Origin of the sequence: Amorphus sp. 3PC139-8 (assembly GCF_040750475.1) — a bacterium.
Taxonomy (GTDB): domain Bacteria; phylum Pseudomonadota; class Alphaproteobacteria; order Rhizobiales; family Amorphaceae; genus Amorphus.
In genome coordinates, this window is record NZ_JABJVY010000019.1 from 1 (window position 1) to 23,907 (window position 23,907).

The 23,907-nt window shown below is 64.8% G+C and carries 24 protein-coding genes; 6 read left to right on the forward strand and 18 right to left on the reverse strand.

All coding sequences use genetic code 11. The annotated features are described in order from the left end of the window. Positions 1-429: 429 nt before the first annotated feature. The 14 genes from HNS03_RS16880 to HNS03_RS16945 form a co-directional block, all read right to left on the reverse strand. Entirely contained in the window at positions 430-1,467 is a 1,038-nt protein-coding gene (locus HNS03_RS16880) for a magnesium transporter (protein ID WP_367196948.1), read from the reverse strand. 521 nt (positions 1,468-1,988) lie between these two features. After that, positions 1,989-2,852: a fumarylacetoacetate hydrolase family protein gene (locus HNS03_RS16885; protein ID WP_367196950.1), complete on the reverse strand. Its 864-nt coding sequence runs from the start codon at positions 2,850-2,852 to the stop codon at positions 1,989-1,991. Further along, the gene (gene hpaD / locus HNS03_RS16890; protein ID WP_367196952.1) at positions 2,849-3,829 is read right to left on the reverse strand and encodes a 3,4-dihydroxyphenylacetate 2,3-dioxygenase; all 981 of its coding nucleotides are present in this window, start codon (positions 3,827-3,829) and stop codon (positions 2,849-2,851) included. The genes HNS03_RS16885 and hpaD (HNS03_RS16890) overlap by 4 nt, the downstream gene beginning before the upstream one ends. 26 nt (positions 3,830-3,855) lie before the next feature. Continuing rightward, the gene (hpaD, locus tag HNS03_RS16895; protein WP_367196954.1) at positions 3,856-4,710 is read right to left on the reverse strand and encodes a 3,4-dihydroxyphenylacetate 2,3-dioxygenase; all 855 of its coding nucleotides are present in this window, start codon (positions 4,708-4,710) and stop codon (positions 3,856-3,858) included. Between the two features lie 48 nt (positions 4,711-4,758). Next, positions 4,759-6,276 (reverse strand): 5-carboxymethyl-2-hydroxymuconate semialdehyde dehydrogenase, encoded by a 1,518-nt coding sequence (gene hpaE / locus HNS03_RS16900; protein ID WP_367196955.1) that lies wholly within the window; start codon positions 6,274-6,276, stop codon positions 4,759-4,761. A 50-nt stretch (positions 6,277-6,326) separates the two neighbouring features. Then, entirely contained in the window at positions 6,327-6,722 is a 396-nt protein-coding gene (locus tag HNS03_RS16905) for a 5-carboxymethyl-2-hydroxymuconate Delta-isomerase (protein WP_367196957.1), read from the reverse strand. Between the two features lie 105 nt (positions 6,723-6,827). Next, positions 6,828-7,406, reverse strand: a complete 579-nt coding sequence (gene hpaR / locus HNS03_RS16910) for a homoprotocatechuate degradation operon regulator HpaR (protein ID WP_367196959.1) — start codon at positions 7,404-7,406, stop codon at positions 6,828-6,830. A gap of 57 nt (positions 7,407-7,463) precedes the next feature. Then, a complete protein-coding gene (gene hisD, locus HNS03_RS16915; RefSeq protein WP_367196960.1) occupies positions 7,464-8,777 on the reverse strand; it encodes a histidinol dehydrogenase in 1,314 nt (437 codons plus the stop codon). A 19-nt stretch (positions 8,778-8,796) separates the two neighbouring features. Then, positions 8,797-9,678: an ABC transporter permease subunit gene (locus tag HNS03_RS16920; protein ID WP_367196962.1), complete on the reverse strand. Its 882-nt coding sequence runs from the start codon at positions 9,676-9,678 to the stop codon at positions 8,797-8,799. After that, positions 9,675-10,460, reverse strand: a complete 786-nt coding sequence (locus HNS03_RS16925; RefSeq protein ID WP_367196964.1) for a taurine ABC transporter ATP-binding protein — start codon at positions 10,458-10,460, stop codon at positions 9,675-9,677. Before HNS03_RS16925 ends, HNS03_RS16920 begins: the two co-directional genes overlap by 4 nt. A gap of 187 nt (positions 10,461-10,647) precedes the next feature. Continuing rightward, positions 10,648-11,649 carry a taurine ABC transporter substrate-binding protein gene (tauA, locus tag HNS03_RS16930; RefSeq protein WP_367196965.1) on the reverse strand — a complete coding sequence of 334 codons (1,002 nt, stop codon included), beginning with the start codon at positions 11,647-11,649 and terminating at the stop codon, positions 10,648-10,650. A gap of 216 nt (positions 11,650-11,865) precedes the next feature. After that, complete coding sequence (locus HNS03_RS16935; RefSeq protein WP_367196967.1) at positions 11,866-12,582, reverse strand: aspartate/glutamate racemase family protein; 717 nt, start codon at positions 12,580-12,582, stop codon at positions 11,866-11,868. Beyond that, a complete protein-coding gene (locus tag HNS03_RS16940) occupies positions 12,582-13,790 on the reverse strand; it encodes a DegT/DnrJ/EryC1/StrS family aminotransferase (protein ID WP_367196968.1) in 1,209 nt (402 codons plus the stop codon). The genes HNS03_RS16935 and HNS03_RS16940 overlap by 1 nt, the downstream gene beginning before the upstream one ends. 4 nt (positions 13,791-13,794) lie before the next feature. Beyond that, positions 13,795-14,802: a D-cysteine desulfhydrase gene (locus HNS03_RS16945; protein WP_367196970.1), complete on the reverse strand. Its 1,008-nt coding sequence runs from the start codon at positions 14,800-14,802 to the stop codon at positions 13,795-13,797. Positions 14,803-14,941: 139 nt separating this feature from the next. Here HNS03_RS16945 and HNS03_RS16950 point away from each other — a divergent pair, with 139 nt between their 5' ends. Then, positions 14,942-15,874, forward strand: coding sequence for a LysR family transcriptional regulator (locus tag HNS03_RS16950; RefSeq protein ID WP_367196972.1), 933 nt, complete (start codon positions 14,942-14,944; stop codon positions 15,872-15,874). 46 nt (positions 15,875-15,920) lie between these two features. On the opposite strand, the gene HNS03_RS16955 is transcribed toward HNS03_RS16950, so the two are convergent. Next, positions 15,921-16,895, reverse strand: coding sequence for a flavin reductase (locus tag HNS03_RS16955; RefSeq protein WP_367196974.1), 975 nt, complete (start codon positions 16,893-16,895; stop codon positions 15,921-15,923). Between the two features lie 8 nt (positions 16,896-16,903). Beyond that, positions 16,904-17,314, reverse strand: a complete 411-nt coding sequence (locus HNS03_RS16960) for a hypothetical protein (protein ID WP_367196976.1) — start codon at positions 17,312-17,314, stop codon at positions 16,904-16,906. 339 nt (positions 17,315-17,653) lie between these two features. Between HNS03_RS16960 and HNS03_RS16965 the strand changes: the two genes are divergently transcribed. After that, the gene (locus tag HNS03_RS16965) at positions 17,654-18,082 is read left to right on the forward strand and encodes a helix-turn-helix domain-containing protein (protein ID WP_367196977.1); all 429 of its coding nucleotides are present in this window, start codon (positions 17,654-17,656) and stop codon (positions 18,080-18,082) included. A 231-nt stretch (positions 18,083-18,313) separates the two neighbouring features. Here HNS03_RS16965 and HNS03_RS16970 read toward each other — a convergent pair whose 3' ends face one another. Further along, positions 18,314-19,129 (reverse strand): hydroxypyruvate isomerase family protein, encoded by an 816-nt coding sequence (locus HNS03_RS16970; RefSeq protein ID WP_367196979.1) that lies wholly within the window; start codon positions 19,127-19,129, stop codon positions 18,314-18,316. Positions 19,130-19,343: 214 nt separating this feature from the next. On the opposite strand from HNS03_RS16970, the gene HNS03_RS16975 reads away from it, so the two are divergent. Both HNS03_RS16975 and HNS03_RS16980 read left to right on the forward strand, forming a co-directional pair. Further along, positions 19,344-19,847, forward strand: a complete 504-nt coding sequence (locus HNS03_RS16975) for a GNAT family N-acetyltransferase (RefSeq protein ID WP_367196980.1) — start codon at positions 19,344-19,346, stop codon at positions 19,845-19,847. Further along, on the forward strand, positions 19,844-20,767 hold the full coding sequence (locus HNS03_RS16980; RefSeq protein WP_367196982.1) for a DMT family transporter: 924 nt from the start codon (positions 19,844-19,846) through the stop codon (positions 20,765-20,767). The genes HNS03_RS16975 and HNS03_RS16980 overlap by 4 nt, the downstream gene beginning before the upstream one ends. A gap of 119 nt (positions 20,768-20,886) precedes the next feature. Here HNS03_RS16980 and wrbA read toward each other — a convergent pair whose 3' ends face one another. Next, positions 20,887-21,486: an NAD(P)H:quinone oxidoreductase gene (gene wrbA, locus HNS03_RS16985; RefSeq protein ID WP_367196983.1), complete on the reverse strand. Its 600-nt coding sequence runs from the start codon at positions 21,484-21,486 to the stop codon at positions 20,887-20,889. A gap of 334 nt (positions 21,487-21,820) precedes the next feature. Here wrbA and groES point away from each other — a divergent pair, with 334 nt between their 5' ends. Continuing rightward, positions 21,821-22,108 carry a co-chaperone GroES gene (gene groES, locus HNS03_RS16990; RefSeq protein ID WP_367196985.1) on the forward strand — a complete coding sequence of 96 codons (288 nt, stop codon included), beginning with the start codon at positions 21,821-21,823 and terminating at the stop codon, positions 22,106-22,108. A 59-nt stretch (positions 22,109-22,167) separates the two neighbouring features. Further along, positions 22,168-23,814, forward strand: a complete 1,647-nt coding sequence (gene groL, locus HNS03_RS16995) for a chaperonin GroEL (protein WP_367196987.1) — start codon at positions 22,168-22,170, stop codon at positions 23,812-23,814. Positions 23,815-23,907 lie beyond the last annotated feature (93 nt).

Below are 23,907 nucleotides of genomic sequence, written 5' to 3' on the forward strand. Positions count from 1 at the left end.
CCGGTGCCCACTTTTCCTGGGACGCGAAGCCAGCGCGCGACCGCGCGCCGGTCGATAGGCCGCCCTCCCGGAGCCGGCGAGCGAAGCGAACTCGGCGTGAGGGGCTCTTTCTTCCCGCAATCCCGGGCGGAAAACCGGTGCCCACTTTTCCTGGGACGCGAAGCCAGCGCGCGACCGCGCGCCGGTCGATAGGCCGCCCTCCCGGAGCCGGTGAGCGAAGCGAACTCGGCGTGAGGGGCTCTTTCTTCCCGCAATCCCGGGCGGAAAACCGGTGCCCACTTTTCCTGGGACGCGAAGCCAGCGCGCGACCGCGCGCCGGTCGATAGGCCGCCCTCCCGGAGCCGGTGAGCGAAGCGAACTCGGCGTGAGGGGCTCTTTCTTCCCGCAATCCCGGGCGGAAAACCGGTGCCCACTTTTCCTGGGATTGCTCTAGCCATGCGCGATCGGAATGCCGAGCATCGTGGTCGTGATGGTGAAGTAGAGGATCAGGCCGGTCAGATCGACGATGGTGGTCAGTGCCGGGCCGGATACCACCGCCGGATCCTGGCGCACGGCAATCGCCGCCAGCGGCAGAATCGCACCGATCAAAGTTGCCGTCACGACCTGCACGGCGAGCGCGATGGCGATCGCAAGGGCAATGCTCTGCAACGTCAATCCATCCGGCACGTCGGCAGCGTTGGAAATGAACGTCACCTTCAGATAAGCGAACGCAAACAACGTCGCAGCCAGCATCAAGGCGACCCGTCCTTCGCGCCAGAAGATGCGCCCCGCGTCGGCGAGGCCGACCGTGCCCACGGACAGCGCGCGGGTGACCAAGCTTGCAGCCTGCGTGCCGACATTGCCGCCGGTATCCGCCACCATCGGCATGTAGAGCGCGAGGATGACCAGCGCGTCGAGCGCATCCTCGTAGACGTGGACGACATAACCGGCCGCAAGTCCCGCGACCGCAAGGCCGAGCACCCAGGGAATACGGCGGCGAAAATCCGTCCAGACGGAGTGGGTCAGATAGTCGTCTTCGGTCTCGCCGACGAGGCCGGCGAAGCGATCGGCGTCTTCCATCAGCTCGTCGATCAGATAGGCCTGGGCGGCCTTGCAGGAGACCACGCTGAGGACCTGGCCGGAGGAACCGACCACCGGAAGGATATCCAGTCCGTTCGCCACCATGCGCCGGGCGCTGCCCTCGGCGGTATCGGCCGGCCGCGCCACGGCAGCACCGTTTTTCATCACCGAGGCGACCGGCGTTTCGGGATCGGCGGCCAGACAATCCCGCAGGGTCACGATCCCCCGCAGGCGGCCGGCATCGTCCAGCACGCAGGCCGCATCGATCGTCTCCGCCTCGCGATCAGCGGACAGCAGGGCAACCGCAGCGCCGCAGCTCAGCCCCTCCGCCAGCCGTGCGAAGTTGGTGCGCGCGATCTTGCGCACATTGTCCACGACCGCGTTTTCGACGGATGCGGCTTCCACCATGTTTCTTGTCTCTCCTCTGCGGGCACGGCCGATCTATCCTGCAAGCGGCCTGTGTGCCCGTTCAAGACGAACGTTTGGTGAAGCCTGAGCTTTTCACTCCAGTCTTTCCAAGGGGTGGGACGGCTGACGTTTGAGAGGACGCCGCACCATTCCTCCGTCCCTGCCCGCGGAGGAGGTTGGGACCCTGTTGGGGTTTCAAACACCCCCTCATTCCGGCAGAAACCGAAAATCCAGGAGCTACACGACGGGCGTAGGAGGTCTTGGCCCTGGATTCCGGCTTTCGCCGGAATGTGCGGAGTTAATAACTGCGCTCCGCGGGACCCAACATCCTCCGCTCATTCCCGCCAAAGCGGGAATGAGCGGAGGACTGGGCAAGGGCAGGCGAAGCCAGCGCGCGACCGCGCGCCGGCCGACAGGCGACCCACCCGGAGCCGGTGAGCGAAGTGAACTCGGCGTGAGGGGCTCTTTCTTCCCGCAATTGCGGCCGGAAAATCGGTGCCCACTTTTCTCAGGCTTTGCTTCTATTCATCAGCAACCGCGTTGGAGAGCGTGCCGATCCCCTCCGCGGAAACCTCGACCACATCGCCAGGGACCAGCCAGCGCGGCGGATCGAACCGAGCGCCTGCCCCGGTCGGCGTTCCGGTCAGAATCACGTCGCCGGGTATGAGCGTGGTAAAGGTGGAGATGTAGGCAATCAGCCGGCGAAAGCTGAAGATCATCCGGCTGGTGCGATCATCCTGGCGCACCTCGCCGTTGACCGTGGTCGTCAGCCGAATGTCGGCGATCTGCTCCTCCGCCACATAAGGCACCAGCCACGGCCCGATCGAGCCCGAGGCATCGAAATTCTTGCCCTGGGTAACATTGAACTTGGCGTGGCGGAGCCAATCGCGCACGGTGCCCTCGTTGGCCAGCGACAGCGCGGCGATATGGCCGAGCGCGTCGGCCTCGGCGATGTGCCGCCCGGCCTTGCCGATCACCACCACGACCTCGCCCTCATAATCGAACTGGGGCGACACGCGCGGGCGCACAATCGGCTCGCGGTGGCCGACGAAACTTCCGGGAAAGCGGACGAACAGGGAAGGGTTCGCCGGCGCGGCCTGGCCGTCCTTATATTCCTCGTTTCGGTCGGGATAGTTCACGCCGACGCAGATGATCTTCTGCGGCGCAGGCACGGGGATCCGGTAGGCGATGTCGGCTTCGGCGAAGTCGGCCGGCAGGCCCACCGCCTCGTCCGCCAGGCGGGTGAGCGCACCCGCCTCGATCACCTCTTTCAGGGTCGGAAAGGGATGACGCGCGGACAGGTCGACGACACCGTCATCGCGCACGAGGCCATAACGGTCCCGGCCGGCGGCGGCGAAGGTGGCAAGGCGCAAAGAAGCGGTCATGGCGCGACGATCGGCTGGGCATCGAGACGGGCAGGCGAAACGGGCGTGTCGACGAACAGCGTCCCCTCCTCAAACCACGAGCGCGGCGCCGGCGCGCCCCAGAGCGTCTGGCGCTGCGGATCCTTCAGATCCCACTTGATCGGCTCCAGGTCCGGATCGACGGTTTGATAGTCGGAGCAATAGATCTCCACCCGGTGGCCGTCCGGATCGCGCACATACAGGAAGAAGGCGTTGGAAATGCCGTGGCGGCCCGGCCCGCGCTCGATGTTGTCGACATAGCCGGTGGTCGACATCAGATCGAGCAGGTCGATGATGTTGAGCGGGGTTGGCACCCAGAACGCAATGTGGTGCAGCCGCGGTCCGGTGCCGTTGGTGAAGGCGATGTCGTGGACGCCGCCCTTGCGGTGGGTCCAGGCCGCCCAAAGCCGCTTGGTCACCTCGTCTTCGGTGTACTCCGTCACCCGAAAGCCGATGTCGTTGTAGAAGGCGACCGCCTCGTCCACGTCGGGCGAGAAGCAGTTGAAGTGGTCGATCCGGAGCGGTTTCACGCCATGATAGAGCTTATACTGCTGGTGGATCGGCGGCAGCCGGTCCATGCGCGTGTAGAATTCCAGCGGAATGCCCTGGGGGCAGCTCGTGCGCAGGGTGGGCGACTGGAACGGCCGCTCGACCCATTCGACCGCGCGGCCACGCTCTTTGAAGAAGCGCTCCGCATTCTCAAGGTCCGGCTCGTCGAACAGCTTGAAGCCCAGCGCGTTCGCGACAGGTTCCGGCCCCTTGCGCAGAACCAGGCAGTGGTGCCCCCGCTCTTCCAGCGCGCGCAGATAGATCGTGTTCTCGTCCTCGTCGGTCACCTGCAGGCCGAGCGTGTCGACATAGAAGGCCCGCGAGGCCTTTATGTCCGTTACCGCCAGCTCGACATGGCTGAGCCGCACGATGTTGAACGGCGGGTAGAGATTGGGCGTCGGAATCGGCATTTTATCCGCTCTTTTGCTTGTCTTCGTCAGATGACAGGAAAGACCACGTTGGTCTGGCCGGTGCCGGAACTCGGGAAATAATCGGTCACGACTTCGCCTTTGCCCTGATACCGGTCCCAGCCGAGGGCACCGAGCAGCATGACGGTGTCGTGCATGGAGCCTTCGCCGCAGCAGAAGTCGGCATAGTCGGGCAGCATCTTGACGAAGGTCGACCAGTCGCCGCGCTGCCAAAGGTCGAGCACGTGCAGATCGACCTGGCGGTTGAACTCCGAGGAGATCGTGAAGGTGCCGTTGTTGGCCTCGTAATCGTCGTTGGCCCAGATCTTGTGGGACAGCGATCCGGAGGCGAGCAGCAGCACCTTGTCGTCGCTCGCCTCAACGGCCTCGCGCACAGCCTCGCCCAGCTTTCTTGAGGTCTCGAACGAGTGCACCGTACAGTAGGCGGCGACCGAGACGACTTTCAGATCGGCTTCCCGGCTCATGAAGTGCATCGGCACCAGGGTGCCGTATTCCAGCTCCAGCGAGTCGATCTGGTGGGAAAGCGTGTAGACGCCCTTCTCGCGTGCAACCTGCGCGATCCGGTCGCCGAAGGCCGCATTGCCCTCAAAGCTGTAGGCAAGATCCTGAATGAACTGCGGGAACTCGTTGGAGGTGAACAGCCCCTCGAAGCGGTGGTTGGCGTTGATGTGATAGCCGGCGTTGATCAGCCAGTGGGTGTCGAAGATGACGGCGGTGTCCGCGCCGAGCGCCTTGGCCCGGCGCGCGATCTCCAGATGTCCGTCGATCGCCGGCTGGCGGGTTCCGAAGATCCGGCCCGGCTGCTCCGACATCAGCATCGTCGGCACATGCGTCACCTTGGCGGCGAGTACGATCTCTCCCATAGCGTCCCCTCCCCGGAGATGGCTCTCGCGCGTCGGCGCGCAGGTTTTTTACCCGCCCAACTTGGAGATCCGATGCTCCTGCGTGGCGAAGGCCACGTTCTTGGTTTCCATATAGAACTCGAACGAATAGTCGCCGCCGTCGCGGCCGATGCCGGACGCCTTCATGCCGCCGAAGGGCGACGGTAGATGGCGCACATTCTCCGAATTCACCCAGATCATACCCGCATCCAGCTGGTTGGAGACCCGGAAGGCGCGCCCGACATCGTTGGTCCAGATGTAGCCGGCCAGCCCGTAGCGCACGCCATTGGCGATCTCGATCGCCTCTTCCTCGTTCTTGAACGCGATAGCCGTCAGCACCGGGCCGAAGATCTCTTCCTGGGCGACCCGCATGTCCGGCCGCGCGCCGGTGAAGAGCGTGGGCTCGACATAGCAGCCACCGCCCGGCCCATCGGCGGCCTTGCCACCGAGCGCAACGGTTACGCCCTCTTCGCGGGCCAACTCGAAATAGGACACCACCTTCTCCTGGTGCGTCGGATGGATCAGCGGCCCGATGACGGTGTCGGGGTCGAGCGGATGGCCGATTTTGATCGCCTTCGCCTTCTCCGCGATCTTGGCTGTGAAGGCGTCGTAGATTTCCGCCTCGACCAACAGTCGGCTCGACGAGGTGCAGCGTTCGCCGTTGAGCGAGTAGATCATGAACACGGCCGCCTCGGCCGCACGGTCCAGGTCGGCGTCCTTGAATACGATCACCGGGTTCTTGCCGCCGAGCTCGAAGTGGACACGCTTCAGCGTCGGTGCGGCCTGGGCCATGATCGCCGACCCGGTGGCGGATTCGCCCACGAAGGCAATCGCGCGGATGTCGGGATGCTCGGTCAGCGCCTTGCCGGCTTCCTCGCCCAGGCCGTTGACGGTGTTCCAGACGCCCTTCGGCAGCCCCGCCTCTTCCGCGATCTCCACCAGGAGCCGCGCCGTCAGCGGCGAAAATTCGGCGGGCTTGTGGACCACGGTGCAACCGGCGGCGAGAGCCGGCGCGATCTTCCAGGTCGACAGCATGAACGGGGTGTTCCACGGCGTGATCACGCCGACCGGGCCAAGCGGCACGCGGGTGGTGTAGTTGAACTGACCTTCGGTCGGCAGCGCCAAACCGTCGCGCGCCTCAGGGGCCTTATCGGCGTAAAAGCGGAAATTTTCCGCTCCGCGCAGCGCCGCCTTCGCCATGAAGCGATGGGCCTGGCCGGTGTCGACGCACTCGACGAACGCGATCTCCTCGGCGCGCGCGACGATCGCATCGGCCACCTTGTGGAGCAGCTTCTTGCGGTCTTTGCCAGGCATCGCCGCCCATTCCGGAAACGCCGCCTTCGCCGCCTTCGCCGCCTGGTCGATGTCGCCCGCCGTGCCGCGCGCCGCCCGGGCGATCGGCTTCAGGTCGATCGGAGAAATCACCTCGAAGGTCCCGCGATCGGCGGCCGGCACCGCTTCGCCGGCGATCTGGTTCAAAACCGGCCCGTCCTTGAACCGGGCGAGATAGGCGTCGGCCTTCTTCAGGTTTTCGTCGAGCGTCGGCATCTGAACCTCAAGGTCTCGCAAGTCGGGTATGCGTGTGAGCAGAAGTAACGTTAGGCGACGCCGCGCTGCTTCATGTGCTCGCGGATCGAGCCGCATTTCGGGCTGAGCTCGGGGTCGATGTCGCGCATCTCCAGGGAGAGAGCGAGCGGGCGCCGGACGAAGAGCTCCGACAGGAACGTCTCGGCAGCATTGAAGATCGCCTGGGTCGCCGCCTTGCGCGCCTCGATCGGCCGGCCGCCGCGCAGGCGGACGGACATGTCGATGAAGGCGTTGTCGGGGTGACCGTCGGCGATCAGATAGTCGGCGCAGCGCACCGCGCGCACCCGGATGCCGGCCGGATCGAACACCCCCGTTTCCACCGCCGCCGTGCGCAGCGCCTCCATGAAGCCCGGCATGTCGAGGTCGCCGTCCAGATTGGCGGAGTACTCGAAGGAAATGTGAGGCATCGCAGCGTTCCGTCCCGGATTTTTATTAACATGTGAATTATATAGCGCCGGGTGTCAACCGGCCAAGACCGAGACGTCGGCGGGACGCGGAAAAGCGGGACGGGTCTAACGAGAGCGCGCGCGGCGCAGGCCGACGATGTCGCGCAGATCGTCGGAGAGATCGTCCGCTCGGTAGGACCGGTCGGGGAGCTGGTTCACCGTTTCGGTCAACTCCTTCAGGAGAGCCTGCAGCGTCTCCATCCGCTCCGCCCCGAACGCCGCTTCGACCTCGGCGTAGATCTCCTCGGAGTATGGTGCCACGGCCGCGATGACCTTCAGCCCGTCGTCGCTGATGGAGATCAGGGCGCGGCGCAAATCGGCCGGGTCGGGACGGCGGCGGATCAGCCCGCGACCCTCCAGGTCGCGCAGAATGCGCGACAATGACGGCGCCAGCAGAGACGTGGCGTTGGCGAGATCCGTGACCTCGATCTCCCGCACCGCGTTCAGCGCGCGTAAGACCCGCCATTGCTGCTCCGTCAGATTGAACAGGTGCAGCGACGAGCGGAACCGGTTCATCACCGCCTCGCGCGCCAACAACAGCGTCATGGGAAGCGAGCGCGAGAAGCTTCTGAGCTTCACGGTCACGCTGGCGGAGCGGGCGGCATCCGTCTGGGCGGGTGCCTGGAGATCGTCGGTCTCGGTCATGACTCCATCAGGGAGCGCACGGCGGCATGCGTCAAGCGTACCGGTGCGCGCGACGGCCTACCCCTCCTCCGAGGGGCGGAGATCGAAGTGTTCGCCGGGGAAGAATTTCTCCAACCGAATGTCGGCGGTGCGCGCATGGCCCTCCATGCCCTCCAGGCGCGAGATCCGGGCCGTCGCCTCCGCAAGCGGGCGGGCGGCCGCCGGGGTGGCGCGCTGCCAGGTCACCGTCTTCAGGAACTTGTGGACCGAGAGGCCGCCGGTATAGCGGGCCGCGCCAGACGTCGGCAGCACGTGGTTCGGCCCGGACGTCTTGTCGCCGAAGGCCACCGTGGTCTCCTCGCCCAGGAACAGGGAGCCATAGGCCCGAAGCCGGGAAAGCCACCAGTCGAGATCGGCGGCCTGGACGTGCAGATGCTCCGGGGCGTAGGCGTCGGCGGTCTCCGCCATTTCCTCCCGGTCGCCGCACAGGATCACCTCGGCGTAGTCGTCCCAGGCAGCCTTGGCGTTCTGGCCGTTCGGATCCGGCAGCGCCGCAATCAGCTCCGGCACCAGGTGCAGCACCTCCTCGGCCAACGCCCGATCGGTGGTCGCCAGCCAGACCGGCGAGTTGTAGCCGTGCTCAGCCTGCCCCACGAGGTCGGCGGCGACCAAGCGCGGATCGGCGGTCCCGTCGGCGACGATGAGGGAATCCGTCGGGCCGGCGAACATGTCGATGCCGACCTCGCCGAACAGGATTCGCTTGGCCTCCGCGACATACTGGTTGCCAGGGCCGACCAGGATATCGGCCTTCGCCGGCACGAAATAGCCGAACGCCATCGCCGCGACGCCCTGCACGCCGCCGAGATTGAGGATGCGGTCGGCGCCGCAGAGATCCAGCGTGAACAGGAGTGCCGACGGAATGCCGATGCCCGGCCTTGGCGGAGAGCACGCGAGGATGTTGCGCACGCCGGCGACCTTCGCCGTCGTTACCGTCATGATCGCCGACGCCACATGGCTGTAGCGCCCGCCGGGCACGTAGCAGCCCGCGGTCGTCACCGGAAGCTGGCGCTGGCCGGCCATCAGGCCCGGAATGACCTCGATCTCGCACTCTCCGACGGTGGCGAGCTGGGCCTCGGCGAAGCGGCGGATGTTGTCATGGGCGAAGCGGATGTCGTCCTTGATGCGCTCCGGCAGCGCCTTGCGCGCCGCTTCGATCGTCTCCGGCGAGACCACGACCTCGCCGTCCCAACGGTCGAACTCGGCGGAGAAGCGTCGGACCACGGGCTCGCCGCCGGCGCGGATCTCCTCCAGCATGGCGGCGACCGTTTCGCGCAGATCCTCCCGGCCGGTCTCGGCGGTGCGAGACGCCTTCTTGAGATATTCGACTGCCATCAGAAGCCTCTCAAAACCGCTACATCCTGCCCTTCCAGGGAACGACGCGGCGTTCCACGAAGCGCATCAGGAGATCGAACATGTAGGCGATCGCCGCGATCAGGATGATGCCCATGATCACCGTCGCGGTCTGAAGGAACTGGGAGGCCGACAGCACCATGTAGCCGATGCCCTTGGTGGCGGCGACCATCTCGGCGGCGACCAGCGTGGTCCAGCCGAAGCCGATGCCGATCCGCATCGCCGTCAGGATCTCCGGCAGCGCGGACGGCAGGATCACATGGCGCATGACCTGCCAGCGCGAGGCGCCGAAAGAGTAAGCCGCATGAATGCGCTCCACCGCCGCCGAGCGTACGCCCGCCTTGGCACCGAGCGCCACCGGCGCGAACACCGAAAGGAAGATCAAGAGCACCTTGGAGGTCTCGCCGATGCCGAACCAGATGATCATCAACGGCAGGTAGGCGAGCGGCGGGATCGGACGGTAGAATTCGATCGGCGGATCGAAGATGCCGCGGAAGATCGGGCTCATGCCCATGGAGAGCCCGAGCGGAACCCCGATCGCACACGCCAGCAGGAAGGCGCCGAACACGCGCGCCGCCGAAATCGCGATGTGTTCCCATAGCGGCGTGCCGGTGAAGCCGTTCTGCCAGACGGTGACGAACTTATCCACGATCGCCTGGGGCGACGGCACGAACAGCGGCTTCACCAGCCCGAGCGTGGTCACCAGCCACCACAGAAGCAGCAACAGGCCGATCGTCACCAGGCTCAGGATCAGCGTGTCGCCCTGGCCGGGCACGCCATAGGTCTCCCCCGGCTGGGTCGGCCGGCCGCGCTTCATCCGGTCGATGGCCGCCGGAATGAGCGGTTTGCGGGCCGGCTTGCTATCAGCTTCGATCTCGCTCATACGGATTCCTCGTCGGCGAAGATGATCGCCAGCACCTCTTCGCGCAGCTCGATGAAGTCGGACGACGCCTTAATGGCGCGCACCGCCTCTCCCTCGCAGTAGCGTCGGGAGAACGGCAGGTCGAAGCGGTGCGTAATGCGCCCCGGACGCGGTGACATCACGATCAACTGGGTGCCCATGAACAGCGCCTCTTCGACGCTGTGGGTGATGAAGAAGATCGACTTGCCGGTGTCCTTCCAGATCTGAAGGATCAGTTCCTGCGCCTTTTCCCGGGTGAGCGCGTCGAGCGCGCCCAACGGCTCGTCCATCAGGAGCAGCTTGGGATCGCAGGTCAGCGCACGCGCAATGCCCACGCGCTGCTGCATGCCGCCCGACAGCGTGTAGACCGGCGCCTGTTCGAACCCCGACAGGCCCAGCCGCTCGATGAACCGCTTGGCGACCCGGTAGCGCTCTTGCTGCGGTGTGCCCTGCAGCTTGAGGCCGAAGGCCACGTTGTCGATCACGTTGAGCCACGGCAGGAGCGCGTGCTTCTGGAACACCACCGAGCGGTCCGCACTCGGACCGTCGACGATGTGCCCGTCGAGCGCGACGGTCCCGCTGGAAGGGGCCAGAAAGCCCGCGATCAAATTGAGAAGCGTAGACTTGCCGCAGCCCGAAGCGCCGAGCGCGACCACGAATTCGCCTTCTGGAACGGTCAGTTCGACCTTGCTCAAAGCCTCTACCGGCGGCCGCCCATGGGCTGCGGGGTAGACGACCGAAGCCTGATTGATTTCAAGCGCCACGAAAGTTCCCCATGCTCTTCGCGGCGGACGGATCCGCCACGAAGCCGCATCGTTGTCGATGCCGAGAGCATGTCCCGTTCAAATTGACTCAATTCGAACGAAAGGACTTGCTCAAGCGACTGAAGCAGGAGCCATTTCTTGTCGCCAGATGGCTCCATCCGAACGGAAAAAGCTCTGGACCGAGAACTTAGTTGGCGATCGCCGCTTTGGCGTACTCGTCGGTCACGAAGGTGGAGTAGTCGTCCGCGACCTGGTCGATACGTCCGGCCGCCTTCAGGAACTCCGCGGTCGACTTCAGCGCTTCGGCGGCACCCCCGCCCAGCCACTTCTCGCCGACCTGCTCCTTCAGCGGCAGGTAGGTGAAGCCTTCCATGATCTCCGGCACCTGAGACGGATCGGCACCGGTGCGTTCCGCGATCATCTTCACCGGCGTGCTGTCCGGAGTCCAGGACGCGGTGTTGTTCAGATAGTCGAGGTTCGCCTCGTTCATGGTCTTGGTGAAGGCGACCATGGCATCCTTGTTCTCTTCGGCGAATTCCTTGTTCACCACCCAGGCGTCGAAGGTCGGGTAGCCCCATTCGGCGGTCTGGTTGGCGCTGATCAGCCGCTTGCCGGTCTGCAGGATTTTGGCCTGGACCGGCTGCCAGATAAAGCCGCCATCAATGGCGCCCTGCTCCCAGGCTGCGGCGATCTGGTCCGGCGGCATGGAGATGATGTTGACCGCATTCTCATCGATTCCGGCGTGCTGCAAGGCGCCCATCAGCGAGAAGTGCGCGGTGGAGCCGACCGGAACGGCGATCCGCTTGCCCTTCAGGTCCTCGATCGTCTCGATGCCGGACCCGTCGCGCACGATCAGCGATTCCGCGTCGCCGATCACCATGGCGAACATGAACATCTCGATGGGCACGCCCTGGCTGGTGGCGATCGCCAGCGGCGAGGAGCCGAGATCGGACACCACCACGTCGCCGGAGGCCATTGCGGCGATCACATCGGTACCGGAGGCAAACTTGCGCCATTCGATGTCCCAGCCCGTCGCCTTTTCGAACTTCTGCTCCGCGGCGGCGTACTGATCCGGAGTCGGATTGCCGAAATGGCCAATGATCACCTTCTCCGCGGCGTTGGCGCTGCCGATCATGAGGCCCGATACGGCCACGCCGGCAACGAACACGGCTTTCAAATTGTAAGGCATGCTGCTCTCCATCTTTCCACTCTGGGTTCGGACCTCCTGATGCGGAGGCTTCTTTTCGATTTCGGGCGGGACACGGAGAAATGGCACCGGACGTCTGTCCGAACCCCGCCCTCACGTCTTGTCGTCGACCGCGCTCTGATGCCGGGCCGAAAGCACCGACCTCATCGCAATCGAACCGCACAGCAAGGCCGGCACCAAGCGCAGCCCCGCGAAATCTCAGCCTTTCGGCTCCGCAGCATCAGCCCCGGAGAAGGCAACAATCGCATCTGCCAGAATGTCGACCGTATCGACGACCGGCAAGGGCGATGCGATCGCATCGGCGATTATGGAAAATTCCGAACAGGCGACGAGCAGGCTGTCGGCGCCCTTCTCTCCCAATTCGGTCGCCGCCTCGGAGAGAATCTCGCGCGCTTCCGGGCTGCGGCTCGATATCTTGACCGCGCGGATCGCCCGCAGCAGAGCCTCGCGATCATCCGGAAACAGCGACTCGATCCCACGCGCGGCAAAGGCGCGATCGAAGATGCCGGTGATTTTGACCGCCGGCGAAGCGAGCAGCCCCACCCGCCGGGCGCCATCGTTGGCCAGCCGGTCGGCGGAAAGCTCCACCATATTGAGGAACGGCATGGAAACGGCCGCCTCGATTTGCGGCGCATAGTGGTGGGCGGTGTTGCAGGGCATGGCCAAAGCCTCCGCGCCCGCCGCCTCCAGACGGCGCGCCATCTCCGCAATCACCGGTCCCGGATCTTCGCCGGTCCCTTCCACGATCGCCTTCAGGCGCGAGGGCACCTGCGGATTGTTGTCGACGATCATCGGCACATGGTCCTCATCGTCGCGCACGGCGGTGCGGTCGATAACGCGCTGCATGAGCTGCACGGTGGCCTCCGGCCCCATACCGCCGAGAATGCCGATGCGCCGCCGTGCCGGCCCCGCCATCAAGCGGCCCTCCCGATCGGCAAATTCGCCGCGCTGGCCGCAATGATCTCGGCAACCTGGCGGCAATCCTCCACGGAGAAGGTGAGCGGGATGCGCATGTCGAACAGACCGGCGAGGATCGCATCGGTCTTCGGAAGAGACTGCGGCTCCATATAGGCCCAGCTCTTATGGGTGCTGGTGAAGGCGGACGGCTCTTCCGCGCCGAACCATTTGAGCTCGACGCCGGAGGCCGACACCTGCCGCATAAAGCGGCGTGCGTCATTGGGCTGAATGTCCGGGATCAGGAATTGGATGGAGCTGCCGACATAATGTTCCTCGGGCGGCCGCACCGGCAGCTTCAGACCCGGCACTTGGCGCAACCGCATCTCTACCGCCTGATAGCGCGCGTTCCAGCGCGCGATATTGGTGTCCAGATCGGCGAGCTGGGGCAACAGGATCGCCGCCCTCAGATTGTCCATACGGCCGGAGTTGTTCGGTGTCTCCAGCCGGATGCTGGCGAACACGTCCGCCGACGGGGCGGCGCCGTGGCGCTCGTAGAGCATGTAGGACCCCGACAGGATGATCGCGCGAGCGGCAAGCTCCGGATCGTCGGTGGTGAGGAGCCCACCCTCGCCGGAATTCATGTGCTTGTAGGTCTGGGTGCTGAAGCAGGCGACCTTGCCGAAGGCGCCGCTTTTCCGGCCGTTCCAGGTCGCGCCCATGGTGTGGGCGCAATCCTCGATCATGGTGAGCCCGCGCTCGGCCACCAGCGCGGCAAGCTGTTCCATGTCGGCCAGATGGCCGCGCATATGGGAGGCGAGGAAAAAGCGCGCGCCGGTCGCATCGGCCTTTGCCGCCAGGTCGTCCAGGTCGACGACCAGATCCTCTGTGATCTCCACCAGCACCGGGCGGCCACCGGCGGCGGCGATCGCACCCGGCACCGGCGCAAGCGTGAAGGCGTTGGTGAGCACCGGTTCGCCCGGCTCAAGCCCCGCCGCCCTGAGCGCAAGCTGCAAGGCATAGCCGCCGGAAGCGCAGGCGAGACAATAGCGGCTTCCCTGATAGTCCGCGAACGCCCGCTCCAGCTCAGAGGCCACGGACATCTCGCCCGGCTCGGCGTTGTAGCGATGCAGCCGGCCGGAGCGCATCACCTCGACGGCGGCAGCGATCGCCTCCTCCGAGATCGGCTCCTGCTGGGTGAAGCTGCGAGTGAACTTGGGAAGCGCCATGGCCCTATGCCGAATGAGCCTCGAAGGCGGCGGTGTAGCCGAACAGCGCGGCCGATCCGCCGGTGTGGAGGAATACGACCCGCTGGCCCTTCTTGAAGGTCCCCTTGCGGATCAGATCGATCAAGCCCGCCGCGCCCTTGCCGGAATAGACCGGGTCGAGGAGGATCGCTTCCAGCTCGGCGAACATCCGGATCGCCTCGATGGTGCTGTCGGCGGGAATGCCGTAGCCCTCGCCAACATAGTCGGTGTTGGCGACCACGTCCTCGCGCTTCACCACGCCGGGGCAGCCAAGCTTTTCGGCCGTCCTTTCGGCGAGCGCGAAGACGTTCTCCTCCTGCTTGGGCTTCGGAGCGCGCACCCCGATGCCCAGAAGCGGCACGTTGGCGTTCATCGCCTTGAGACCGGTCACGAGGCCGGCCTGAGTACCGGCGCTGCCGGTGGCATGCACCAGGCAATCGATCACGAGGCCGGCGTCGTTGGCCTGGCCAAGCAGTTCGAAGGCGCAGTTGACGTAGCCGAGGGCGCCGGTCGCGTTCGAGCCACCGCCGGGAATGGTGTAGACGCGCTTGCCGTCGGCGCGGAATTTGTCGGCGACCGCCTCCATCTCCGCATTCATGTCGAGGCCGGAACCCCGCTTCTCGGTGGTGGCGCCGTGCAGGCCGTCCAAAAAGACGTTGCCGTTATGATTGTACTGCGGATCCTTGGAGCCGGTGCGATCCTCAAGCAGCAGATGGCAAGCCATGCCGAGACGCGCGGCGGCGGCGGCGGTCTGGCGCGCATGGTTCGACTGGGTCGCGCCCTGGGTCATCACCATCTCGGCGCCCTGCTGCACCGCCTCGGCCATCAGGAACTCGAGCTTGCGGGTCTTGTTGCCGCCGGTCGATAGCCCCGTGCAGTCGTCGCGCTTGATCCAGATTTCCGGTCCATCAAGCTCGCTTGAGAGACGGTCCAGCCGCTCCAACGGCGTCGGCAGATGGGCGAGACGAATGCGCGGAAAGCGAGAGAGATGCATGGAGGTCCGTCTTCGATGAATGATCGATCGTGCGCCTTCAAAATGCGCATGACTGGATCATAACCACCCAAGAGCCATGGCCAATTGCAAATTTCGCCGCTGATTATGCATAGTGCGCATATTAGCAAGAGGAGCGACGATGCGACTGGAGTGGCTGGACGACATTTTGGCGGTGCTGGAAACCGGGTCGCTCGCCGCGGCGGCGGAACGACGGTTCGTCACCCAGCCCGCCTTTTCCCGCCGCATCATGGCGATCGAAGCCCATCTGGGGGTCGAGCTTCTGGACCGCAGCCGCCGGCCCGCCCGCATGAAGCCCGCCGTGCGGGATCAGCGCGAGCGCATCCAGGAGCTCGCGACCGGGCTACGGACGCTCCAGGACGATCTCCGCCGCCAGGACCGGCAGGTGCAGAACCGGGTGGTGATCTCCTGCCAGCATGCCATCACCACCTCGATTGCGCCCTCTCTGGTGGAGCGCCTGTCGGCCGACAAGGCGCTCAGCATCCGGCTCAGGTCCGCCAACCGGGAAGAATGCTACGCCCAACTTATGACGAAGCAGGCCGATATGGCGCTGCTCTATGAATCGGAAACGGAACCGCTGCCGCCGGCCGACGACTATCTGGAGCGCATCGAGGTCGGCTCGGAGCCGCTGTTGCCGGTGTTCGCAACCAACCGGGTCGAAAAGCTGAACCAGGACTATGCGCTGGGCGAGATCCCGATCATCGCCTATCCGCCCGAAGTGTTTCTGGGAAAGGTGATGAACCAGGAGGTTCTGGCCGGTTTCGCCCAACTCTCCTTCATCCGCAAACGGGCGGAGACCGCGCTGACGCTGGCCGTAAAGCAGCTCGCAAGCGCAGGCGTCGGCGTCGCCTGGCTACCGGACAGCCTGGTCGCGAGCGATGTCGAGGCGGGCCGCCTGAGCGACCTCTCCGACCTGCTCCCCATGGGCCGTCTGACCATCGTCGCCATGCGGCTACGCGTGGATGCGGGCGCCGGGCTCGGCCGGGTCTGGGACGAAGTGACCGCCATGGCGGCAGACTTCAGCGAGCCGTACGGCACGAACCCTTTGTTTTGAGGCATTTCCGGACAGCCGTCCGGTGTCCACTTGGCCTGGAAACGCTTTAGCCGAACTCCGGACCGTCGTTTTCAGTAAGCCGCCGCAACAACCGCTTGATGGTGGCAAGCTCGACGGCGTCCACATCACCTAGCCGCTCCAGCTCGAAGCGTTCGGCATACTGGATCAACCGCTTGAGCCGCGCGGTGCCGGTTTCGGTCAGGTGCAGCGCGGTGTCGGGATCGCCGGCCACCAGGTCCTGCCCGCGCAGGGTCTCGAGCGCTTCGGAAGTGATCTGGCTACCGAGATAGGTGCCCCGGCTCACCAGCTCCGCGCTCGATCCCGGACGGATCGAGAGATAGGCGAGCACCCGCATATCGGGACCCGAGATCCCCTCCTCGCCGAGTTCGGCGAAGAAGGCGTCGTAAAGCGACGAATAGGCGCGATGGAGCAGAGGGATCAAAAAGTCGTCATAAGGATGCGGACCGTCTCCGGAGCCCGCGATCCCCGGCTGGCGATCGGCAAGCGGATGCTCCGCCGTCACGCCATAGCGGCCCTGAGCGAACACCAGCACGTCGCGGTCGAAGCGGGCGAAGCGATCCACCCGCCCGACCATGATGATGTGGTCGCCGCCGTCGTGCTCGGCATGACGGGCGCATTCGAACACGGCAGCCGCCCCGGACAGCACCGGCGCACTGCCCAGTCCCGGCGTCCAGTCGACGTCGACGAACTTGTCCTGGCCGGGACGCGCGAATCGGTTGGAATGATCGAGCTGGTCCTTGGCGAGCACGTTGATGGCGAAATGCGTGGCCTCGAGAAACACCGGGAGGCTCTTCGCCTCCCGCACGATCGACCACAATACCAGCGGCGGCTCGAGCGAGACCGACGCGAACGAATTCGCGGTCATCCCGACGATCTCGCCATCCGGCTTCGCCGCCGTTACGACGGTCACGCCCGTCGCGAATTGCCCAAGGGTGCGGCGCAGCGCCTTCGGGTCGAACCCTTCGCGCGCGCCGGCTTCGGTCGGATCATCTGTACGCATTTTCTTGGTCACGCGGGCGCGTATTCCAGTTCCGGGAAAGCTTGGCAAGCGAAGACTTGCGAGCGATGGGCGAGAACAAGCGACGGACCGCTTTCCGCACTGCGCAAAAAATGACCCGAACCAACCGTTGCGGCAAGGGTCGGGAATGAATATCGATGATACCGAAATCTGACATATTTGGCGGAGAGGATGACGGTCGAGACATCCAGAGATTGCACTTTCGCGCCAAGGTAGCGAAGCTTCGTTGGGCAGCGTGGTGGTTTTAACCGGTGCAGTCCCTCTTTGACGCACGCGGCGGCGAATCCGATCAGGAGGATAATTCGCAGCCCTGACTTGCAACGGGAGGCACATTGCGCAAAAAACGAACGCCATGCGTCAATCCGAAGATTTTTAGGGGAAATACCCAAGGAATTGCCCATTTCAATCCCTGCCGCGAAAAAGTCGCGCAGTCGCGAGCAATCGCCGCTAGCAGCGAGGCGTGGTTGAGATGTCGATCGGCACACATGCAATCGCCTGCGGCGCCGTACAACGGCTAACGCAGTGCAACGAACAACCCTGGGGGACGACGCAAACCCAGCGGCCAGATGACCCGGCCGCACGACGACACCAACGGTCCGGCATGAATGCCGGAACGAAGGACCATGCCACCGGCCACCCGGCACCGGGTTCGGGGCCCCAATCCGCATTCGGCGAGGGGCCGTAAGAACCGAGGCGACGACCTTGGCCGACCGGCATGATCATGAGCAGGAAAGAGACTTATGCAAAACCAGCGTTCCGCCAATTCGGTCGACTACCACGTGGGGACGCGGCTGCGGCTGCGCCGTCTTGAGCTCGGAATGAGTCAGGAACGACTGGCCGAAAAGCTCGGCATCACGTTTCAGCAAATTCAGAAATACGAGCGCGGCACGAACCGAATCGGCGCAAGCCGCCTTCACGATATCGCTATCGCGCTGCAGGTGCCGATCTCTTATTTCTTCGAGGGCGCCGACGGCGTGAAGGCCGGTCCGGTCGACGGAGTCGAATCACCGCTTTCGGAAGCGCTGAGCGATTCGGCGACAGTGCGGCTCCTGCGCGCCTTCTCCCTGATCGAAGACGCGAGCGTTCGCCAAAAGGCCGTCACCGTGATCGAGGCCATCGCGTCGGCCGCGGGCGCCGAAGAGACCCTCGCCGAGAAGGCCTCGACCTAAAGCGTTCCTAGGCCAAGTGGGACCCGGTTTTCCGCCCGCTTCCCGCTCTCGCCCTCAAGCCCATCGATCACGATCATGATGTCAGGTCGCTGAGACCGCAAATCGTCACGATCCGGTTCGGTGCTCCGTTCGGCGGGTCCGAACGGCCAGTTAGCGATGCTGCCGCCGCAGGACGCCGATCGCCGCGATCGGCCCCTGAGCGTATGGGTATGCTCTTCTGCATCCTAAGAATTACCGGGCGGCGGATGCGTCGCCCGGCTTTTTCGTGCCCTCAACGACCGGTTTTAGCGTGCGCATCCAGTCGAGGCCGGATTCGGTACGCGTGAGCGGGCGATACTCCGCCGAGACGGCACCACTATAGCCAATCGCACGCAAGACGTTGAAAGCGCTCACGAAGTCGATGGAGCCGGTGCCCGGTTCGTGGCGGCCGGGAACGTCGGCGAACTGGACATGGCCGATAGCGCTATCCGCGCGCCAGATGGCGGCAATGAGATCGGGCTCCGTTCGGGCCATGTGATAAAGATCGAACTGCAGATCGACGGACGGATGATCGATCTCTCCGATCAGCTTCAACGCCATGTCGAGGCTGTCGACGAAATAGCCCGGAACATCATACGGGTTGACCATCTCCACCATTACGCGCCGACCATCCGCCGACAGGACGTCCGCGAGCGCACGCACATTGTCGATCAGCACCCGCCGGGTCACGTCGTCCGGCTGGCCGGGCGGCGGCGGACCGGCGAGCACGTTGACCTTGCGACAGCCGAGACCGTCGGCGAACCGACGCGCGACATCGATCCCCTTACGGAAGCCCTCTATGCGCTCGGCGTCGGTGGAGAGACCCACGTCGCCCGAGAGCGGCGCGCCGGCCGGCGCGTTGATCAGGTGTACGGGACAGTCCACCGCCACATGAGACAGCAGCGACACCTCCTCGTCATAGGGGAACTGGATCTCGACACCATCGAAGCCCGCAGCCATGGCGGCCGGCAAACGCTCCAACAGCGGTCGTTCGGCAAACAGCAACGAGACATTGGCGATCAATTCCATTCATGTCCCCCAATTTCACCGCATCGCGGGCTACACGGCCGCTATCGTGGTCTCGATTGCGATCCATTCGGTCGGACTCAAACGGCCCCTTTTCCAATCGAGGCGCTTGACCGAACTCGTGGCGGCCGCCATGAGCGGACGAACCACGTTGGGCAGAGCCTTTCAATTGCGAATTGCAGGGCCGCGCCATGATCGCGATCAAGGAAACCGTATCGTGCATCGGCCCGCCAAGCTTCGACCAGCCAAAAATTCCGACGGTCCGGGCCTGGTGCGCCTGATCTCGACCATTTTTGCCGACTACGCGAACTGCCACTACGTCGCTTCGGAATTTCCGGAACTCGCCGCCCCCGCCAGCCACTACCGCGCGCGCGGCGGCGCCCTCTGGGTCGCGGAGGCGGACGGCGACGTGATCGGCTCGCTCGCCATCGCGGCGACTGCGGAGCCGGGCGTGTTCGAACTCTTCAAGGTCTATCTCGCCCGGCCGGCGCGCAGACAGGGCCTCGCGCGGCGCCTGCTTGAGAATGCCATTTCTCTAGCGCTGACTGGAGGCGGACGGCGGCTTCGACTGTGGACCGACACCCGCTTTCTCGAGGGTCATCGCTTCTACGAGCGGACCGGTTTCCGCCGACTTCCGGTGGTGCGGGCGGTGCCGGATGCGTCCGATACCTGGGAATTTGCCTATGTGCGCGATCTTGCCCGTCCGGGCGGCAGCACATGAGGAACGAAGCCGGTTATGCCCCCATTGCGCTGGTCGTGCTCGCCGTCGCGCTGTTGTCGGCGATGGACGCGGGCATGAAAGTACAAACCGCCCTGCTGCCCGTGCTGCAAGCGGTTTGGCTGCGCTATGCCGCCGCGACCCTCATTCTCGCCCCGATGTTCCTGGTCCGGCCACAACGGCTCACGCGGCAGACCTTGCGGGCCAACCTCGTGCGCGGCGTGGTCGTGGCGGCGACCGCGCTCAGCTTCTTCTATGCGATCTCCGTGCTGCCGCTCGCGCTCGTGGTCGCCGTGGCGTTCGTCGCGCCGTTCTTCATTGCGCTGCTCGGTCGGCTGATGCTCGGCGAGCCGATCCAACCCCGGGTCGCCATCGGCATCCAGATCGGCTTCGTCGGGGTGTTGGTGATTTTCGGCGGCGAGTTGCGGGTCGGGATCGACCCGGACCAGATCCTGGGCTTCGTGGCAGCGGTCGCCGGCGCCTTTGGCTACGCATTGGTCGCCGTCATGATCCGCAAGCAGGCCGCAAGCGACCGGGCGATCACGATGGTGCTGCTGCAGACCGCCACTGCCGGGGTGGTGCTGACCGTGCCCGCGGTCGCCGTCTGGCAGCCACCGAGCCAGACGTCTTATATGCTCGCCCTTGCCGTGGGGGTATTCGGCGCCTTCGGGCAACTGGCGATCGCCGCCGGCTTCTCCCGTGCGCCGGCCGCCAAGCTCGCCACCATCGAATATACGAGCTTCATCTGGGCCACCCTGTTCGGTCTCGTGCTGTTTTCCGAAATCCCGAAGCTCGAAACCGTCGCGGGGGCGGCGATCATCGTCGCCGCCTGCCTGATTGCGCTTCGCCCGTCACGGGTCCCGTTGGCCGGCCGAGCTACGGCGCGAGCGCCGCGCACGGCGGACACCCGCGAAGAGGAGTAAGTCTTTCGAGGCTTGAGCCGATCAGCTTTTCACGGAATCGCTGAACGGCTCTAACCTTTTATTTTGATGCATTTCCGGATGGCGAACCGGTTCCCACTTCGCCTGGAAATGCTCCAGTCCTAAGCCGCCAGCTTCGCCGCGATCTTGGCGACGTGCGCGCCCTGGTAGCGGGCTCCTTCCAGCTCGACCGCGCTCGGCTGGCGGGACCCGTCGCCATCGGCGATCGTCGTCGCGCCGTAGGGGCTGCCGCCCTTCAGCTCTTCCACGCCCATCTGCTGCTTGAACGAATAGGGCAGCCCCACGATGACGTAGCCGAGATGCAGGAGAACGGTCTGGGTGGAGATAAGGGTGGTCTCCTGACCGCCGTGCTGCGTGGCCGTCGAGGTGAACACCGAGCCGACCTTGCCGACGAGCTTGTCGTTGAACCAGAGGCCGCCGGTCTGATCGAGGAAGTTCTTCATCTGGGCGGTCATGTTGCCGTAGCGCGTCGGCGTGCCGATGATGACGGCGTCATAGTTCGGAAGATCGTCGACCTGTGCGATCGTAGCGGCCTGGTCGAGCTTGAAGCCGGAGCTGCGGGCCACCTCTTCGGGAACCAGTTCCGGAACCCGTTTGATGTCCACCTCTGCGCCCTCCGAGCGCGCGCCCTCCGCAATGGCGTTCGCCATCGTTTCGATGTGGCCATAGCTCGAATAGTAGAGCACCAGAACCTTCGCCATTCTCGATCTCCGTTGCTGTCGTTTTCCGGCCGGTCGGCCGCAATGAATAACGATCAGATAGAGCCGACGTTTCCCCGCAGCGAGATGCAGGACATGAACGGTCCGTTGCGGTTTTGGAAACCTCTGCCCATATCAACTGCGTCCGCGCCGAACCCGATCTCTTGATTTCCCTCTCTTGACATGGCGCAGGCCCGCGCATTACCTCAGCCCCGATCGTTGGCACTCTCTACACGGGAGTGCTAGCAGGCCTCGGATGACCGGTTATTCGAGGTGCATTCGATCCCCCACCGGACGGGCAGCAGTCCGCATTTCGAGCTCATGAGGGAATGACGCGATGAACTTCCGCCCCTTGCACGACCGCGTGGTCGTCCGCCGTATCGAGTCCGACACCAAGACCGCCGGCGGCATCATCATCCCCGACACCGCACAGGAAAAGCCCCAGCAGGGCGAAGTGATCGCCGTGGGTGCCGGCGCCCGTGACTCCAAGGGCGAGATCATCGCCCCGGACGTGAAGGCCGGCGACAAGGTTCTGTTCGGCAAGTGGTCGGGCACCGAGGTGAAGATCGACGGCGAGGATCTCCTGATCATGAAGGAATCCGACATCATGGGCGTGCTGGCCTAAGCCAACCGCACCACGCTCTGCTGACTGATCCCACGAATTCAAAAGAGAGGTAGACGATCATGGCCGCGAAGGAAGTGAAATTCGCGCTTGAAGCCCGCGACAAGATGCTGAAGGGCGTCGACACGCTGGCCAACGCCGTGAAGGTGACCCTCGGTCCGAAGGGCCGCAACGTCGTCATCGAAAAGTCGTTCGGTGCGCCGCGCATCACCAAGGACGGCGTCTCGGTCGCCAAGGAAATCGAGCTTGAGGACAAGTTCGAGAACATGGGCGCCCAGATGGTCCGCGAGGTCGCCTCGAAGACCAACGATCTGGCCGGCGACGGCACCACCACCGCCACGGTTCTGGCCCAGTCGATCGTGAAGGAAGGCGCCAAGGCGGTTGCCGCCGGCATGAACCCGATGGACCTGAAGCGCGGCGTCGATCTCGCCGTTGCCGAGGCCGTCAAGGATCTGGAAGCCCGTTCGCGCTCCATCGACACCTCTAACGAGGTGGCCCAGGTCGGCACGATTTCCGCCAATGGCGAAAAGGAAATCGGCGAGATGATCGCCTCGGCCATGCAGAAGGTCGGTAACGAGGGCGTCATCACGGTCGAAGAGGCCAAGTCGCTCGAGACCGAGCTCGAAGTCGTCGAGGGCATGCAGTTCGACCGCGGCTACATTTCTCCGTACTTCGTGACGAATTCGGAGAAGATGATCGCCGACCTCGAGGATCCTTATATCCTGATCTTCGAGAAGAAGCTCTCCAACCTGCAGGCCATGCTGCCGGTGCTGGAAGCCGTCGTGCAGTCCAGCCGTCCCCTCCTCATCATCGCCGAGGACGTGGAAGGCGAGGCGCTCGCCACCCTCGTGGTCAACAAGCTGCGTGGCGGCCTGAAGGTCGCGGCCGTGAAGGCCCCTGGCTTTGGCGATCGCCGCAAGGCCATGCTGCAGGACATCGCGATCCTGACCGGCGGCACCGTTGTGTCGGAAGACGTCGGCATCAAGCTTGAGAATGTCACCATCGACATGCTCGGCCGCGCCAAGAAGGTCTCCATCACGAAGGACGAGACCACCATCGTCGACGGCGTTGGCGAGAAGTCCGACATCGAGGCCCGCGTCTCCCAGATCAAGGCTCAGATCGAAGACACCACCTCCGACTACGACCGCGAGAAGCTCCAGGAGCGCCTTGCGAAGCTCGCCGGCGGTGTCGCGGTGATCCGCGTCGGCGGTGCCACCGAGGTCGAGGTGAAGGAGAAGAAGGACCGCGTCGACGATGCCCTCAACGCCACCCGCGCGGCGGTCGAGGAAGGCATCGTCCCGGGCGGCGGCGTCGCGCTCCTGCGCTGCAAGGCGGCCGTTTCGAAGCTCTCCTCCGACAACGAAGACGTCCAGGCCGGCATCAACATCGTGTTCCGGGCGCTTGAGGCTCCGATCCGGCAGATCGCCGAGAACTCCGGCGCCGAAGGCTCCATCGTGGTCGGCAAGATCCTCGAGGACTCCAATCCGGACATCGGCTTCGATGCCCAGAACGAGGAGTTCGTGAACATGATCGAGAAGGGCATCATCGACCCGACCAAGGTCGTGCGTGCCGCCCTTCAGGACGCCGCTTCGATCGCCTCGCTGCTCATCACCACCGAGGCCATGGTCGCCGAGCTGCCGAAGAAAGACGGCGGCGCGCCGGCCATGCCGGGTGGCGACATGGGTGGCATGGGCGGCATGGGCTTCTAAGCCCGCGACAGCTCCCAAGCGACGGCTGCGGCCGGCGGGCACGAACCCGCCGACCGGCCAAAAAACTCAGGGCCGGCGACTGCGCCGGCCCTT

Excerpts from the sequence above, each read along its gene's own strand:
- HNS03_RS16880 (WP_367196948.1), bottom strand. The coding sequence starts at position 1,467 with ATGGTGGAAGCCGCATCCGTCGAAAACGCGGTCGTGGACAATGTGCGC.
- HNS03_RS16885 (WP_367196950.1), bottom strand. The coding sequence starts at position 2,852 with ATGACCGCTTCTTTGCGCCTTGCCACCTTCGCCGCCGCCGGCCGGGAC.
- hpaD (WP_367196952.1), bottom strand. The coding sequence starts at position 3,829 with ATGCCGATTCCGACGCCCAATCTCTACCCGCCGTTCAACATCGTGCGG.
- hpaD (WP_367196954.1), bottom strand. The coding sequence starts at position 4,710 with ATGGGAGAGATCGTACTCGCCGCCAAGGTGACGCATGTGCCGACGATG.
- hpaE (WP_367196955.1), bottom strand. The coding sequence starts at position 6,276 with ATGCCGACGCTCGACGAAAACCTGAAGAAGGCCGACGCCTATCTCGCC.
- HNS03_RS16905 (WP_367196957.1), bottom strand. The coding sequence starts at position 6,722 with ATGCCTCACATTTCCTTCGAGTACTCCGCCAATCTGGACGGCGACCTC.
- hpaR (WP_367196959.1), bottom strand. The coding sequence starts at position 7,406 with ATGACCGAGACCGACGATCTCCAGGCACCCGCCCAGACGGATGCCGCC.
- hisD (WP_367196960.1), bottom strand. The coding sequence starts at position 8,777 with ATGGCAGTCGAATATCTCAAGAAGGCGTCTCGCACCGCCGAGACCGGC.
- HNS03_RS16920 (WP_367196962.1), bottom strand. The coding sequence starts at position 9,678 with ATGAGCGAGATCGAAGCTGATAGCAAGCCGGCCCGCAAACCGCTCATT.
- tauA (WP_367196965.1), bottom strand. The coding sequence starts at position 11,649 with ATGCCTTACAATTTGAAAGCCGTGTTCGTTGCCGGCGTGGCCGTATCG.
- HNS03_RS16935 (WP_367196967.1), bottom strand. The coding sequence starts at position 12,582 with ATGGCGGGGCCGGCACGGCGGCGCATCGGCATTCTCGGCGGTATGGGG.
- HNS03_RS16940 (WP_367196968.1), bottom strand. The coding sequence starts at position 13,790 with ATGGCGCTTCCCAAGTTCACTCGCAGCTTCACCCAGCAGGAGCCGATC.
- HNS03_RS16945 (WP_367196970.1), bottom strand. The coding sequence starts at position 14,802 with ATGCATCTCTCTCGCTTTCCGCGCATTCGTCTCGCCCATCTGCCGACG.
- HNS03_RS16950 (WP_367196972.1), top strand. The coding sequence starts at position 14,942 with ATGCGACTGGAGTGGCTGGACGACATTTTGGCGGTGCTGGAAACCGGG.
- HNS03_RS16955 (WP_367196974.1), bottom strand. The coding sequence starts at position 16,895 with ATGCGTACAGATGATCCGACCGAAGCCGGCGCGCGCGAAGGGTTCGAC.
- HNS03_RS16960 (WP_367196976.1), bottom strand. The coding sequence starts at position 17,314 with ATGGGCAATTCCTTGGGTATTTCCCCTAAAAATCTTCGGATTGACGCA.
- HNS03_RS16965 (WP_367196977.1), top strand. The coding sequence starts at position 17,654 with ATGCAAAACCAGCGTTCCGCCAATTCGGTCGACTACCACGTGGGGACG.
- HNS03_RS16970 (WP_367196979.1), bottom strand. The coding sequence starts at position 19,129 with ATGGAATTGATCGCCAATGTCTCGTTGCTGTTTGCCGAACGACCGCTG.
- HNS03_RS16980 (WP_367196982.1), top strand. The coding sequence starts at position 19,844 with ATGAGGAACGAAGCCGGTTATGCCCCCATTGCGCTGGTCGTGCTCGCC.
- wrbA (WP_367196983.1), bottom strand. The coding sequence starts at position 21,486 with ATGGCGAAGGTTCTGGTGCTCTACTATTCGAGCTATGGCCACATCGAA.
- groES (WP_367196985.1), top strand. The coding sequence starts at position 21,821 with ATGAACTTCCGCCCCTTGCACGACCGCGTGGTCGTCCGCCGTATCGAG.
- groL (WP_367196987.1), top strand. The coding sequence starts at position 22,168 with ATGGCCGCGAAGGAAGTGAAATTCGCGCTTGAAGCCCGCGACAAGATG.